The 15,270-nt window shown below is 58.2% G+C and carries 13 protein-coding genes; 2 read left to right on the top strand and 11 right to left on the bottom strand.

Annotation, left to right across the window (positions count from 1 at the left end):
* The 5 genes from AC2FIC_RS17490 to AC2FIC_RS17470 form a co-directional block, all read right to left on the bottom strand.
* The gene (locus AC2FIC_RS17490; RefSeq protein ID WP_496692701.1) at positions 1-1,338 is read right to left on the bottom strand and encodes a DUF6638 family protein; all 1,338 of its coding nucleotides are present in this window, start codon (positions 1,336-1,338) and stop codon (positions 1-3) included.
* Positions 1,339-1,393: 55 nt separating this feature from the next.
* Positions 1,394-1,762 (bottom strand): hypothetical protein, encoded by a 369-nt coding sequence (locus AC2FIC_RS17485; RefSeq protein ID WP_496692700.1) that lies wholly within the window; start codon positions 1,760-1,762, stop codon positions 1,394-1,396.
* The gene (locus AC2FIC_RS17480; RefSeq protein ID WP_496692699.1) at positions 1,759-3,690 is read right to left on the bottom strand and encodes an AAA family ATPase; all 1,932 of its coding nucleotides are present in this window, start codon (positions 3,688-3,690) and stop codon (positions 1,759-1,761) included. Before AC2FIC_RS17480 ends, AC2FIC_RS17485 begins: the two co-directional genes overlap by 4 nt.
* A gap of 22 nt (positions 3,691-3,712) precedes the next feature.
* Entirely contained in the window at positions 3,713-4,831 is a 1,119-nt protein-coding gene (locus AC2FIC_RS17475; protein WP_496692698.1) for a hypothetical protein, read from the bottom strand.
* Positions 4,832-5,101: 270 nt separating this feature from the next.
* A complete protein-coding gene (locus AC2FIC_RS17470) occupies positions 5,102-6,181 on the bottom strand; it encodes a hypothetical protein (RefSeq protein WP_496692697.1) in 1,080 nt (359 codons plus the stop codon).
* A 258-nt stretch (positions 6,182-6,439) separates the two neighbouring features.
* Between AC2FIC_RS17470 and AC2FIC_RS17465 the strand changes: the two genes are divergently transcribed.
* Positions 6,440-7,915: an NAD-dependent succinate-semialdehyde dehydrogenase gene (locus AC2FIC_RS17465; RefSeq protein ID WP_496692696.1), complete on the top strand. Its 1,476-nt coding sequence runs from the start codon at positions 6,440-6,442 to the stop codon at positions 7,913-7,915.
* Between the two features lie 122 nt (positions 7,916-8,037).
* Here the strand turns inward: AC2FIC_RS17465 and AC2FIC_RS17460 are convergent, their stop codons facing one another.
* The 6 genes from AC2FIC_RS17460 to AC2FIC_RS17435 form a co-directional block, all read right to left on the bottom strand.
* Complete coding sequence (locus tag AC2FIC_RS17460; protein ID WP_142638359.1) at positions 8,038-8,505, bottom strand: Hsp20 family protein; 468 nt, start codon at positions 8,503-8,505, stop codon at positions 8,038-8,040.
* A gap of 122 nt (positions 8,506-8,627) precedes the next feature.
* Positions 8,628-9,401 (bottom strand): trypsin-like serine peptidase, encoded by a 774-nt coding sequence (locus tag AC2FIC_RS17455; protein WP_496692695.1) that lies wholly within the window; start codon positions 9,399-9,401, stop codon positions 8,628-8,630.
* 38 nt (positions 9,402-9,439) lie between these two features.
* On the bottom strand, positions 9,440-10,231 hold the full coding sequence (locus AC2FIC_RS17450) for a trypsin-like serine peptidase (RefSeq protein WP_281973552.1): 792 nt from the start codon (positions 10,229-10,231) through the stop codon (positions 9,440-9,442).
* A gap of 116 nt (positions 10,232-10,347) precedes the next feature.
* Positions 10,348-11,670 carry a glycolate oxidase subunit GlcF gene (gene glcF, locus AC2FIC_RS17445; RefSeq protein WP_496692694.1) on the bottom strand — a complete coding sequence of 441 codons (1,323 nt, stop codon included), beginning with the start codon at positions 11,668-11,670 and terminating at the stop codon, positions 10,348-10,350.
* A gap of 4 nt (positions 11,671-11,674) precedes the next feature.
* The gene (locus tag AC2FIC_RS17440; RefSeq protein ID WP_496692693.1) at positions 11,675-12,775 is read right to left on the bottom strand and encodes an FAD-binding protein; all 1,101 of its coding nucleotides are present in this window, start codon (positions 12,773-12,775) and stop codon (positions 11,675-11,677) included.
* Between the two features lie 14 nt (positions 12,776-12,789).
* A complete protein-coding gene (locus tag AC2FIC_RS17435; protein WP_496692692.1) occupies positions 12,790-14,244 on the bottom strand; it encodes an FAD-linked oxidase C-terminal domain-containing protein in 1,455 nt (484 codons plus the stop codon).
* Between the two features lie 82 nt (positions 14,245-14,326).
* Here AC2FIC_RS17435 and AC2FIC_RS17430 point away from each other — a divergent pair, with 82 nt between their 5' ends.
* Positions 14,327-15,037, top strand: a complete 711-nt coding sequence (locus tag AC2FIC_RS17430) for a DUF599 domain-containing protein (RefSeq protein WP_496692691.1) — start codon at positions 14,327-14,329, stop codon at positions 15,035-15,037.
* The last annotated feature ends 233 nt before the right edge of the window (positions 15,038-15,270 follow it).

The following is a 15,270-nucleotide window of genomic DNA, read 5'->3' as shown; positions in this document are numbered from 1 at the left end:
TCAATCCTTTCCTAACGCGCCCCAGGGACCAACGCGGGCGATTACGGTCTCGCTGATCCTGTCTCGACCGCTCATATCCGGCTCATGTCCGAACAGGGCAGCGCGGGCACCCGCCTTGTCCACCTGATACTCACGCGCGAGGAAATCAGCAACATAGGCCTTCTTGGCCTCGGACCAGGATTTGTAGGTGCTATAGAACAGCTCTTTGTGGCAGATGAACATCTGGCGCGGGTCCAGTGGGGCCAATTCGGCCAGCAGCATGTTCACCAGATCACGGTTCGGCGTATCAGCGGCCCGCAGCGTATAGAAATACGCCGAATGATCCGAGGTGATCCGGGGCCAGCGCCCGCCATCCGTCGCCCAACGCAATAGCTGCGCCAGCCCATGATAGGCCTCGGGCAACCGATCCGCGTGGGTGCGCGCCAGCCGCCGCATATCGCTGCGGTTCAAACCGGTCAGATCGACCCCGGCATCTGCGGCCGCGTCAATGGTCAGGAAATCCATCTTTTGCTGCAGGATCGCAGCAGCATCCACGCCGCGCGCCTTGACGATGGGTTCGACCAGGTCGTTATAGTCCAGGAACTTGGCGATCTGGTTCCGCTGCGACGGGTCAAACGTGTATTTGATGTTCAGATCGTCGGGCTTTTCGCCCATGCAGATCGCCGCCGGGTGATCCATGTCTGGAAACAGATACAGCCCGCCGAAATGCGCGGTCCAGAAATTACGCTGTTCAAAGGCAGTGTGGCGCAGGTGGACCGGGTTGCGGGTGACATCGCCAGTTTCCTTGGCCGTTTCGATCATCTTTGCGATCAACACATCGTCGAACCAGGCGTCCTCTTCGGTTTTGAACTGCTCGACCATGCCCGCCAGTTGCTGAGCCTTGCGCAGGGTGCCGCCAGCAGTGTCCGCCTCAATCTCGATCTTCTGGATGTTGAACAGGTCACGCGGGGTGCTGAGTTTGATGACCGAGTTCACCAGCTCTCCGGCCACCGCATCGGTGGCGGTCAGGGCAAACAGCTGCGCCTCGTTCATCTCGATAAATTCCCGCAGAATATCGCGCGAGGTCGAGAATTTGACGTTCAGCAAAGGCGCGCGTTTCTGCTCGGTCGTCAGCAGAATGAACTGCCGGTTGACCCCGTTGGGGTTGAGGTAGAGCTCGTCCTCCAGCTCAATCCCCACCTCTGGCGAGTAGCCGGAGATATCGACATGGAAATCCGTCAGTTCCGTGGTCTTGCCCACCAGATGCTGCAACGCGCGGTTATACCGCTCGACCAGAGCCGGGCTGGAGATGTGGACGAGATTGCCAAACATCAGGCCTTTTTCGATGAGGCGGATCATGAAGCGAGCCTTTGTTCAGTTGGCAACCATTCGATTGATGACAGATAGAAATCCATCATGATGCAGCGCTGTTTTCAACGAAAGCCACTTTAAGCCTTCGTACCAAACCAAAAAAAATCACTGGAATCCAAATAAGTATCGCCCAAACGGACCAACCGAATTTTTCCAGAATCGGACAAGGTAAGCCGCTTGTGAGGGGGTCGCCACAAGTTTCCGAGACAGCGAAACCCGTTGCATAAAGAAGAGCGATAACCGTCAATACAGACATTAGCGAGATCGTGATCACGACATCGACTACCAATGCCAAAAGAATATGTAGTCTTTCGAGCGGCTTGAGCCAAAAGAGAGACACGCAAATATAGCTCAATAGAGAAAGTACTAATAAAGCAACGAAGTAGGGTAAGAAAAAGCTCCAAAAGCTCACACCTTCCCCTCCAGATACCGCCGCTTGGCCTCTTCCATCCGGCCCATCTCGCGGACGGCGTTTTCGATGGCGACCTCGTCGCTCTTATCGGCATAGCGGAACTCGCTGTCGGCGTAGCGGTTGATCTCTTGGATCACCATTTCCACCGTGATCGGCTGGCGCAGATCCTCGATCATCGCCTTCTTGGTGTCGTAGTCGCGGAACAGGAACAGGTCGGGGTTTTCCATCCATTCGTCGGGCAACTCAAAGTCCATCGCGCGGACCTTGACCGCGTCGGTGATGTTCTTGATCGCGCGGCCGGTAAAGCGCTCGTCCGCCTGTTGGATCGCCTTCAGATACGCCCCCATCTTGGCAATCGTATCCATCTGGCCGATCTGTCCCTGAACCCGGTCATAGACCTGCAGCAGAGCATCCTCATGCGGGCGGGAATGGCTTTCGAAACTGGCGGCGACGGCCTTTTTGATTTCCTGCGCGGCATAGGCTTCGTGCTCGCCCAGCGGGATGTCGTGGTTGCGGCCCATCAGCAGGTGCAGGATGTCGATGTAGTCCTCACGCGTTTGCGGCCCGTCCACCAGGAACCGCGCGCCGGCCCGCTGACGCAGGGCGTCGTCCACATTCTCGGGGTAGTTCGAGAACATGCCAAAGGTGCAGTTGCCGCGCACAACGGTATTGGCGCCCGCAAAGCTCTCCATCAGCACGGCGGTGATTTCCAGCTGCCCGGCTGACGACTGCCGGTCGCCGCGTTTGCCCGCCAGCTGGTCGATGTCGTCGATGGTGCCAAAACCGATGACCGAGGGGTCGATGATCGTGTTGATAAAGGCCTTGGCGTTCTGGCCGGATTTGCCCTGATAGCTGTCGATATTGTCGGTGCTCAGGTTCTGATAGCGGAACGGGTAGCCCGCGTTCTGGCAGTAATCGTTGATCAGCCCGGCCATCATCTGGATCAGGGTGGTTTTACCAGTGCCCGGTTTGCCGTCACCCATGAAGGTAAAGATGAACCCGCCAAGCTCGGCAAACGGGTTCAGGCGGCGGTCGAAATCATAGGCCATCACCATCTTGGCCAGCTTCATCGCCTGATATTTGGCGATATGGTTGCCAACCACCTCGTTCGGTTTTTTGAACGTCATGGTGAGGGTGGTGGATTTCGCTTTTGACGCCGGCTCAAAACCCCGAATGGTCAGATCGTCGGCCTCAATATGCCAGGCGGCGTTCTGGAACGGGGCCAGGTGTCCTGCGGATTGCGCGCGCAGGGCGGCCTTGTCCATCAGTTGCTCGGCATAGGCGCTGGTGGCCGCGATCAAATGCGCATCATCGGGCGCGTGTTTGGCGAGGGTTTGGTCCAGCTCCCACAGCGCGCCGTGCAGGGCAAGCTGGCCGTTGTCGGTCAGAACTTCTTCGATTTCCCCGACATCAACTGTGGTCTCGCCCAGATGTGAGGACATCAAATAGGCCAGTGCATTGCCGAAACTGTGCGAGGTGATCAGCGCCTCAGCCGTCAGCAGTTCCGAGAATTCGGTCTTGCGCGCGGCGGGCAGATCCCCGGCCAAATTCGCACGTTTTAGATCGGCCAGAGGGGTTTGTTCGGCATAGGCCTCAGACACGGCCAGAGCGATGGCGATGGCGCGACGAATGGCCTGCTGCGTGGTGGCCTGCGGGGGTGAAACCAGCGTATCGCCGTCATCTGACGCCTCGATTCGTTCCACCAGATGCACCCCGTCGGCCCGCACCGTGCGCCGTGTCACCAGACCCGGCGTGGTAGACCGAAACCGCCGACCCGTGGAGACGCCCGGCGACCTCTCAACCGCGGCCTCAACTGCTTTGGCAATCCGCGGCGCGTGCTCGAACCCGTTCAGCAAGGCGGTGGCCGCAGTGTAGTGGTTGCGAATATCGTCTTCGCGCAATTCCATCTGGTCTGACGTCAAACTCATCTCAAAATAGCCTTTACTGTCTTCAATATCTCAACACCTGCCCGGTCTTGCTGACGACGAACTTGCGCACGTCGGCAAAACCCGGCGGGTTGCGCTCGGCCAGTACCTGGAACGGGCGTTGTGGCAGAATGATCGAGCGCTCGGTTTGCGTCGCCCCGGTCTCGGCTCCTTGCCCGCCGAATGGGTCCAGCGCAAAGACCTCGCGGTCTACGGTCCCGAACCAGCCTGAGCGTTCTTGAATCACATCCTCGCTTCGCAGCGCTTCAGTGGTCCAGGCCAAGGCCCAATCCTGACCCGCAGGGGATTTCGCATCCTCCAGCACCTGCCGCAGCGGACCGGATTGCTCGGTAAAGGCCGAGGAATACATTGGCCCCACATGAATGCGGCGCAGGTGTTTGGGATGCAGGTCGTCGAAATCCTGATCAAAGCCTTTGGCGATGGTCACCAGTTTCAACCCACCCAAGGATTGCGCCATCAGATGCGCCTGCACTTCGGGCCAGCGGCGTTGATCTTTGGGCAGGGCCGTGCGCCCCGAATCCTCCAACTCCATCAGGTAGATGACCGGCAGGTTGATCTGGCTGTCATAGACGGCCCAGTGGATCAGGAACCTGCGCCGCTCGCCCTCATTGCCAATCCAGTGACATTCGGGATCGTTACGGGCCCAGAAAAGCTCACCCTTCAGCAATTCCTCGTAATAGAGCCTTTGGGACAGCGCGAATTGCAGCTTGGTCGGGATTTCCCGGTCGCTGATAATGGTGCGCACCATGTCGGTTTTCAGCTCATCCTCGGACGGCATATTCGCAAGATGCACCTGCGCCTGCTGCGCATCGTTGGCCATGGTCAGCAGCTCGGCCGCCACTGGAAAGCCGCTGTCGCGCTTGTCCATGGCGAGGCTGCCAAAGAACCGTCCCGTATCGCGCCCGACCAGCAGGTACTTCATCGACAGCGCGCGGAAGGTGAAGAGCAGCCCAGAGAGGTAGCGCGACACGATCCGCACCTCTTGCTTGCTGATCGCGCCCTCAGCCTCCATCGTCGCGGCCACGCGCAGGAGGTGGACGGTGATTACCTCGAATTTGCGAAAGTAACGACGCGAGGCGAAGGTATCGGTCAGGCCGACGTGGTCTTGGGTGGGGTTAGTCATAGGCAGGAGGATCACTTTGGTTCATTCCCCGCTGCTTCGTACGGGAAGAAAGACTAACGATAAGCCAAAATAGGTACAAGATGAGGGCCAATAACCCAATCACCAAACAAATCGGGCCAACGGTAAAAACAAACAAAGTAAGAAGGGTTGCCAGTCTCGGGAAGGCGTCCAGTGAAAGAAGCATGTAAGCCAGACAAAATGCAGCGAAAGGTGAGGCTATTAGAAGGAGGGTAAGCCAGAGGTCTCCGATTCTACGACTACTAGACTGTCTCATCCGCCATACAAATTCTTATCATGCTTCTCGACAATCGAAGCAAAACGGCGGGCAAAGCGTTCATCCGCCTTGGCCTTTTTCTCCAGCACGTCGCGGGCAAAGACCATGTGGTCCTCATGCGCCTCAAGCATGTCGGCCATTTTCTGGTTGGTCGCGGTGCCGATCGAGGCCATGGCGGTTTGCGCCTCTTGGTCGGTCTGCACGCCGATCTCGTTGATGCGGTGGGCCACATCCTGCTGCTGCGCGGTTTTCAGCGATTTGGTCAGGGCGTCATACAGCACTACACGCTGTTGAGTGTCTGTCTGCAGCTTGTTGATCAGCACCATCTGCGTCGCCGCCTGGTTCTGCAGTGAATCGACCCAGGTCTTGCCCTTTTCGATGTACCGCTCAAGCGTCTGTGACTTGGCCAGCTTGACCTGTTCTTCCTGAACCTTGGCGTTGTATTGCTTGTTCAGCTCGGCCAGCTCGGTCTCCAACTGGGTGCGCGCGGCGGCGTCTTGTTCGACGCTGATCTTGTTCTCCAGCGTGATAATTGTCGGGTCCATGCCCTGAATTTCGGCGCGCAATGCCTCCAGCTCGGCCACGGTGGCCTCACGGTCGTCCAGCGTGCCGGTCAGGTTGTTTTCAACCTTCACGCGCTGTTCTTCCAGCACCGACAGCTGCCCTTCCAGCAGTTTCACGATCACGTCGGATTTGGCGATCAGGTCCTGCAGCTTGTCGTCAATACTGGCTGTGCGCATCCGCTCCTGCCGCATCGATTCAGATTTGCCCTTCGAGAAGATGCCAACAAACGTCTCCCACCCGGATTTTGAACGCATCTCGTCAAAATCCTTAGAGAATGCGCTGGTGACGTCATCCAGACCCATGATCAGCTCGGCGATATTGGCGTTCATGACTTCGGTATGGGCGTGCACATCTTCCAAAGTGGCGTTCTCGATTTCGATATCCGCCTCGGCCGTGCCAATCTTGGCCCGCGCAGCCTCAATCCGCGAGGTCAGCCCTTGGATCTGCGACTGGCTTTCGCGCACTTTCGTCTGTGTTTCTTCAATCAACGCTTCGAATTGCTGGTTCGACATCTCTGCTGTCCCCTGTTTTCTTTATTTACCCAATAAGATAGGGAATGTTATGTTCATTTACATCCCCTTGAGCCCTCAAATCACCGAGACTTTTACAATTTCGTATCGAAAAAGATAGGCCACGCAGGCGAGATATCTGCACTCTGCAACGATGAATTTGATCAAATCTGGATTGATCCTGCCCGCCGAGTGGACATAGACAAATGCGACGCCACCTGTTTGGGTGCGCGCAAACCCTTTTCTGCCGGAGTCCGACCCATGCTGGATACTACGACCGACCTGAAATCCATTCTGAAAAACCCCGATCTGCTGGTGACCAAGGCCTATATCGGCGGCCAGTGGGTCGATGGTGACAATGGGACGTTTTCCGTCACCAACCCAGCGCGGGGCGATGTGATCGCCGAGGTCGCCGATCTGAGCCGTGCACAGGTTGCAGGTGCCATCGCTCAGGCCGAGGCCGCGCAAAAGGAATGGGCCAAGCTAACCGGCAAGGAACGCGCGGTGATCCTGCGCCGCTGGTACGATCTGATGATGGAAAACGCCGAGGATCTGGGCAAGATCCTGACCGCCGAACAGGGCAAGCCGCTGGCCGAAGCCGTGGGTGAGATCGGTTATGGCGCCTCGTTCATCGAGTTTTTCGGCGAAGAGGCCAAGCGCATCTATGGCGAGATTATTCCGGGCCATCAGCGCGACAAGCGCATCATGGTGCTGAAGCAGCCCATCGGCGTTGCGGCCTCGATCACGCCCTGGAACTTCCCCAATGCGATGATCACGCGAAAGGCCGGACCGGCGCTTGCAGCCGGATGCGCCTTTGTCGCCCGGCCTGCCGCCGAGACACCCTTGTCGGCGCTGGTTCTGGGCGCATTGGCCCAGCAGGCAGGCATCCCCGCCGGTGTGTTCAACGTGGTGCCCTCGTCGCGCGCCAGCGAAATCGGCCAGGAATTCTGCGAAAATCCCGGCGTGCGCAAGCTGACCTTTACCGGCTCAACCGAAGTCGGGCGCATCCTGCTGCGGCAGGCGGCGGAACAGGTGATGAAATGCTCGATGGAACTGGGCGGCAATGCGCCGTTCATCGTGTTTGACGATGCCGATCTGGATGCCGCCGTCGAAGGCGCGATGATGTGCAAGTTCCGCAATAACGGCCAAACCTGTGTCTGCGCCAACCGCATCTATGTGCAGGCCGGTGTCTATGACGCGTTTGCTGCCAAGTTGAAGGCCGCGGTCGAGGCTCTGAACGTCGGCGACGGCCTGAACGAAGGCATCACCACCGGACCGTTGATCAATGATGACGCCGTTGCCAAGGTGCAAGAACACATCAAGGACGTAACCGACAAAGGCGGCCAAATCCTGACCGGTGGCCTGCCGCACGATCTGGGCGGCACCTTCTTTGAGCCGACCATTGTCACCGGTGTGACGCAGGACATGCTGGTGGCGCAGGACGAAACCTTTGGCCCGCTGGCACCGCTGTTCAAGTTCGAGGATGAAGACGACGTGATCGCCATGGCCAATGACACGATCTTTGGTCTGGCCTCGTATTTCTATGCCAAAGATCTCAGCCGCGTTTACAAAGTGGCCGAAGCGCTGGAATACGGGATCGTTGGTGTGAACACCGGCATCATCTCAACCGAGTTGGGCCCGTTCGGCGGCGTCAAACAATCCGGCTTGGGCCGCGAAGGCAGCCATCATGGCATGGAAGACTATCTGGAGATGAAATACATCTGCCTGTCGGTCTGATCCGCCCAAACCTTCGCTGTACAGCTGGCCGTAAAGGCAACGCCCCGCGTCTGGAGGAACGCGGGGCGCATGGTGCGGTAATCCAGAGAGGAACGATTACCGCGGCGTGGTGACTGACTGCCTCAGTTTACGGCTTTGGCGTCAACCACATCCTTTTCGATGGCCTTGCTGGACGAAATCTCGATCCGGCGGGCTTTCAGCGCTTCGGGCACTTCGCGCTTGAGATCGATATTCAGCATGCCGTTCTCATGGCTGGCACCGGTGACACGAACGTGGTCGGCAAGGGCAAAACGGCGCTCGAACGCGCGGGTGGCGATGCCGCGGTGCAGATAGCTGCGATCTTTGTCTTCTGCAGTTTTCTTACCGGCGACGACCAACGAATTCTCTTTCACTTCGACCGAAAGATCGGCCTCGGAAAAACCGGCAACTGCAACCGAGATACGATAGGTGTCGACATCGGTTTTTTCGATGTTGTAGGGCGGATAGCTGGGTTGAGCCACATCATTGGTCAGAACGCGATCCATCATGTCAGCGATCTGGTCAAAACCTACGGTGGCGCGGTGCAGCGGTGCAAAGTCAAATGTACGCATATGTCGTATCCTCATGTTTGAGCGATGAACGTAATGCCCTCCGATCGGACGGGCGTTCGATTGTCTCAGGCCCCGTTTGCGGCGGCCCGATACATTTGACATGGGAAACGTTCTGGTCGAGTTCAACCCCCTCCCGAGCTGATGAATTTCGCACCGGTGTCCGACTTGCCTGATCCCACCTGCAATCGCTTTATTGTCGCCTTTGGTTTAGGGGCATCCCGGCGCAGAGTCGCCTTCAGATCGGCCACAATTTCCTGCAATTCCATGCCGAATCCCACTTTCTGCCGACCATCCGTACCAACTGCAGAGACTACTGAAAGTATTTGCCAGCGCGGACCGTTTCGCGCCAACAGGGCCGAACCCGAGGACCCAAAGGTAATGTCGCAGTTGAATGTGATCAGGCCCTGATAGCGCTGCAGGATTTTGCAGGACCGTTCCCGCGTAATCGCATTCGATCGGCCCCGACCATACGATGCAAGACTGACCTCATCTCCCGCTACGCGCCCGTTATGCAACGCAAAGGGATCGGCCACGGAATAGGGGATCGGTTGATCCAGCCGCATCAACGCGACATCAACGCGCACGGCATCGGGCGACAGTTGAGCGAAACGTGTGTAATCCGGATGTGCCGCGATCTGCACCACCTTGCGATCTGCCAACGCAGTTCCGTCGCTTAGCCCTGCCCGAAAGGTTACCTGCCCCGGCCCATAGGGTTGACCGGTTCTTTTGTCCAAGGCGCAATGGGCCGCGGTCAGTACCAGATCCTGTGCGATCAACGTACCCGTACAAAACCCCTCGGAGCCGATATCCAGGCGGCCGACGGCCTCCCAGCCATATAGGTCATCGCGGTCGGTGAGTTTGCGTTTTGCACTTTGCGCCTGGGACATCGTTGTCATCATAGACAGGCATAAAAACAGACTTGCCCAAAATCGCATCATGGCCGGACGAACCTGGCGCCAATATGACGGCTTGCCGAGTCGCCGGTTTCCGAGCCGCTGAATCCGCGCCCGGCGGACAGTTCACTCCGCAGCAAAGGCAGCGAAACCTCGACTGCGGTACCTATGGCCACAGGCTCGCCATTGAATTCCGCCTTGGCCGCCACGACCGAGACGATCCGTGGTCTTTCGCCCTCGAACGCAAATACCGGGGCGCCGGAGGATCCAAACTCGACATCACAGGACAGGACAAGAACCTCGGAAACGCCGGTCACGACCGAGCAGACCTCTTGCAGTGATGGCGCCTCGGCGCGGTCCTTCGCATAGGACACAACCCCAACTTCCTGTCCGCGAACGGGCCGATCGCCGGTATCAAATGGAATGACCGAGGTACTGCGGATTGGCTGCCATAGCTCGATCAGCGCAATATCGCTACCGATCCGGTTGGTCGGGGTTTCGTCGTCGTAAAAGTAATCGGGGTGAATCACCGCCCTGCGCGCCGCACGATAGGCTGATGCCCGACCCAGACGCCAGGCGGCAAGAAATTCGACCTTAGACAGGTCAATACGTTGGCCTGTGGCCTTATCATAAAGACAATGCGCTGCCGTCAGCACCTGGTTCTGCGCAATCAGCGTCGCGGTGCAAAATGCTTCGCCGTCAATATTCAAGCGCCCGACAGCCATCCAGGCCCGCCCGGCATCGGTGGTGTCCAGACTCTTCAGCCCGCTATCCTGCGCCGTTGCAGCCATCGGTATGAGTGCCAGCGCCAAAGCCTTGATCCAGTTTCTCAAGCGGTTCTCCGGCGTTGCTTTCGGCATATGTTCATAGCTGTCAGGTACGGCGAAAATAGGGCATCGACAGTATAGCACGTTTCCCGTTCTACCTGATGCAGCCCTGCATCAGGTAGCTAACGCAGGATCGGCACGGCCGTTCCCACCTCATGACCCTGCTGCATCGCACGCGGCAATGGCCCGCCGGTGGACCAATCCAACAGCTCGACCGTATGCAAAATAGGTATCTGCGTGGCCGAACCGATCTGCATCATGCAACCAATATTGCCTGCAGCGATAACATCGGGGTTCTTAGCCTCAAGCGTCCGAACCTTGCGTTGCTTTAACTGACCCGAGATTTCGGGCTGCATCAGGTTATAGGTCCCGGCGCTGCCACAGCACAGATGGCTGTCTGAAGGCTCTAACACGGTGAAACCCGCGTTCTTCAGCAGGTCTTTGGGATGGTTTTTGATCTTTTGCCCATGCTGCAAAGAACAAGCGGCATGATAGGCGACGGTCATGCCCTTGTGCTGGCCTCCGGGCAGGTCCAGCTGCACCAGCAATTCGCTGATATCCATGGCAATCTCCGAAACCCGCGCGGCATCTGCCGCCAAATCCTCGTTTCGGAACATGTGCCCGTAATCCTTGACGGTCGTACCACAACCCGAGGTGTTGATGACGACGGCATCCAGCCCCTGGCCATCGATCTCATTGGTCCAGGCCTGTATATTGGCCGCCGCCGCTTTGTGGCTGTCAGCCACCTTGCCCATGTGATGGGTCAGCGCACCACAGCATCCCGCGCCTTTGGCCACAACGACTTCGCAGCCCAGCCGGGTCAGCAGGCGAATCGTGGCATCGTTGATATCCGTGTTCAGCGCCTTTTGGGCGCAGCCTGTCATCAGTGCCACGCGCTTTTTCGGCGCTCCTTTAGGGGCAAAGCGTTGCGGGTCATCGTTGCGGCTGACCGGAGGGATATGTTTTGGTGCCATCTCCAGCATCGCCCGCAGCCGCGCATCCGGCATCAGAAACCGAAAGGGACGGCCCAGCTTGGCCCCGATCAGGGCCCAGCGAAACCGCGTCGGATAGGGCAGAATCTGCGCCAGAACCCAACGCAGAAGGCGATCGGTCAGTGGGCGTTTGTAGTTTTGCTCGATATACTCGCGCGCGTGATCGACCAGGTGCATATAGTGAACGCCCGACGGACAGGTGGTCATGCAGGCCAAACAGGACAGGCAGCGGTCGATATGTTTGACGGTTTTCTCATCCGGGACACGCTCATTCTCAAGCATGTCCTTGATCAGGTAGATCCGTCCGCGCGGGCTGTCGAGCTCATCCCCCAGCACCTGATAAGTCGGGCAGGTGGCAGTACAAAAGCCGCAATGAACACAGCTGCGCAGAATCTGGTTCGAGCGTTGGATCGCCGGATCCTGCATCTGTTTTTCGGTAAAATCTGTCTGCATTGCCCTACCCCATCAGCCCCGCGTTAAACAGCCCTCGGGGGTCGAATTTCGCCCGAATGCCTTTTGTTAGAGCATGTATTGCTGCATTCTCAGGCTGGAACCGCCCCAGCCGCTCGACCGTTTCCACATCCCCACGCACAAGGGTTGCATGACCCGAGAAGGTGCCAAGACGCGCCCGCAAATCGGTTCCCGCAGGAAGGCGCAGCCAGATCAGACCGCCGCCCCAGTCGTAGAGCACCTGTTCAGCCTCGGCCCGCGCCGCGATCATCGGGGCGTCACCGGGCGTGACAGACAGACGCCACACGTCGCCAGTCTTGCCCCGGAACGCGTGAACATCGCGGATCGCCGTCCACAGCGTTGCCGGTTCATCGGCATTTGCGATCTGGCCGAACTCAGACAGTTCGGATGTCAGCCTCTCGGTTCTGTAAGCGACGGAATCGGCAAAACCTTCGACTCTAATCAAGGCTTTTTCGCTTTCTGGGTCATAAGCTGCGCCAGTGACCTCGAACGGAGATCTAAGCGCGGCGGACAGCGTTTTTATCGCTACATCTGCATCAGATACGGTCACTGACAGGGTTGCTGTGTGATCCGGTTTGGGCAGGACTTTCAGCGATACTTCGGTCAGCACGCCCAAGGTTCCCCAGGACCCACAGATCAGCTTGACCAGATCATAGCCAGTGACATTCTTCATCACCCGCCCGCCATTTTTGATCACCTGCCCGGTGCCATCGACATATCGCACCCCCAGCAAGAAATCGCGACATGCGCCTGCCTGAATGCGGCGCGGCCCCGAGATGTTGGCGGCAACCACACCGCCGATGGTCGGCTCGCCTTGGGTGCCCAACAGGCTGCGATGGTCCATCGGCTCAAAGGCCAGTTGCTGGCCCTCGGCGTCCAATGCGGCCTCAACCTCGGCCAACGGTGTCCCGGCCTGCGCAACCAGCGTCAGGGCACCGGGTTCATACAGTGTGATGCCTGTCAGCCTGCTGGTCTCAATCACTTCGTCAGGCCCCGCGATACCACGGGTGCCGCCGCCGGCGATACGCACGGCGCCTGTCAACCCGGCCACCATCTGGGCCAGTTCAGTTTCTGACGTGGGTTTCATCATATTTCTCTTTGTTAGAGCCTATTTGCAGCCATTTGCGGGTCGCGACGGGATTCGGAGGCATCCAGCGGGAACACTTTGGCGGGGTTCAGCAACCATCCTGGATCGAACACATCCTTAACCGCCATCTGCGCCTCAAGATCGGCAGGGGCATATTGATGATGCATCAGATCGCGCTTTTCAATTCCCACCCCATGCTCACCGGTCAGGCAACCGCCCTCATCCACACAAAGTTTCAGGATTTCCGCCCCGAACGCCTCACATTTTTCGAGGTCGCCGGGTTTGTTGGCATCAAACAGGATCAAAGGGTGCATGTTCCCGTCGCCGGCATGGAATACATTTCCAACCGGCAGGCCGAACTCATCGCTCAGCTCACCAATCCGGCGCAATACGGCGGGCAGGGCCGATACCGGGATGGTCCCATCCAAGCACATATAGTCGTTCATCTGCCCCATGGCGCCAAAGGCCGATTTGCGGCCCAACCAGATCCGCGCGCTTTCATCCGCCGACTGGCTCTCGCGCAGCTCGACCGGATTGTGGCGTTTTGCAATCTCGACAATCTTGGCCAGCTGGCTGTCGATCTCGGCCTCCGAGCCTTCTACCTCGACAATCAACAATGCTTCGCATTCCGGATACCCGGCATGTGCAAAGTTTTCGCAGGCCTGTATGCACAGGCGATCCATGAACTCAATCGCAACAGGCAAGATACCGGACTTGATGATGTCCGAAACGCATTGGCCTGCGATTTCATTGTCATCAAACCCCATAAGGACGGGCCGTGCGCCTTCTGGCTTGCGCAGGATGCGCAGGGTCGCTTCGGTGACGACGCCCAGTTGCCCTTCGGACCCGCAGATCACCCCCAGCAGGTCAAGACCCGGCGCGTCCAGATGAGCGCCACCGATTTCGACTACGCAGCCATCCATCATCACCAGGGTCACACCCAGCAGGTTGTTCGTGGTCACCCCGTATTTCAGGCAATGCGCCCCGCCGGAATTCATCGCGATATTGCCCGCAATCGCGCAAGCCAGTTGCGACGACGGATCGGGGGCATAAAAGAAATCCTCTTCCTCGACCGCGCCGGTGACACTCAGGTTGGTGCGCCCAGTCTGGACCTTGATGAATCGGTTGTCATAATCAACCTCTAGCACGTCGTTCATCCGGGCCACGCCCAGTATGACGCAATCAGCTGTTGGCAGCGCGCCCCCGGCCAGCGACGTACCCGCACCACGCGGTACCACCGGCACGCCTTCGTCATGGCAAATGCGCAAGATATCCGAGACCTGCTGCGTGGTCGAAGGCAAAACCGCCAGCATCGGCGGGCATCTATAGGCGGTCAAAGCATCACATTCATAGGCGCGTGTCTCGGCCGGGTCATGAATGATCGCGTCGTCCGGCAGAACCCCCGACAGGCGCGCCACCACCGCATCTTTGCGACGCAGGACATCAGGGCTTGGCTTTGGCATTTCCATGGCAGGCTCCTTAGTTTGGTAAAATAATATTACCAATTTGTCAGTATGGCAAGTTCCGACTTCCGGAAGTACTGTCACGGCCATGACCTGGATTGACCGCGCCGCTCTGTTTGCCCCTTTGGATTTTGCCGCCATAACGCTGATGATGGGGGCCTGGCTGTGCCTTGGGTGGATGATCGAAAACCCGTCGCCAAAGAAGCGGTCAGTGGCCTTGATGATGGATGAGTATCGCCGCGACTGGATGCGCGAGATGGTCACACGCCAGCCAAGGATGTTTGACGCGCAGGTCGTGGCCACGATGCGGCAAGGCAGTACCTTCTTTGCCTCGACCACGATGATTGCCATCGGTGGTGGCCTGGCCCTGCTGGGCAATACCGAGCGTCTGGCCGGTGTCGCCAGTGATCTGGCCATCGGCAGCTTTCCAGCCCTGGTGTGGGAGATCAAGATACTCGCCGTCGTCCTGCTGCTGGCCAATGCCTTTCTGAAATATGTCTGGGCGCATCGTCTGTTCGGCTATTGCGCGGTACTGATGGCCGCGGTCCCGAATGAGCCCGAAGATCCCATCGCCTATCCCCGCGCCACGCAATCGGCCGAAATCTGCGTCACCGCCGCCCGCAGCTTTAACCGCGGGCTGCGCTCTACCTATTTCGCACTGGCCTTGCTTGCATGGTTTCTGGGGCCACTCGCGTTGATCGTCGGCACAGTTATCACTGCAGGCCTGCTTTACCGACGCGAATTCGCCTCGCAATCCCGCGCGATCCTACTGGCACAGGCAGACAATACGCCGTCGTGATCTAATGCCATGGCTGTGGCGTTACTGCGCCGCCTTTAGTTCTTCCTTGTTACGAGCTGGTTTTCGTGTGGGTCGAAACGAACTTTTTGATCAACGCACAATGAATTGCCGATTTGAGCCCAAAATGCCGATTGCTGCGCCTCAATCCAATGATTACTTATCGTTGGTAACGGCGCTCATTACTTTTTGGTCGCCCACCAAAACCAATCACGGCGCTGATTTCTGACGTAATC

It is taken from the genome of Ruegeria sp. CDSC079 (genome assembly GCF_059610505.1).
Note: the sequence above shows the minus strand (reverse complement) of the source record. Positions and strands in the feature narration are given on the sequence as shown.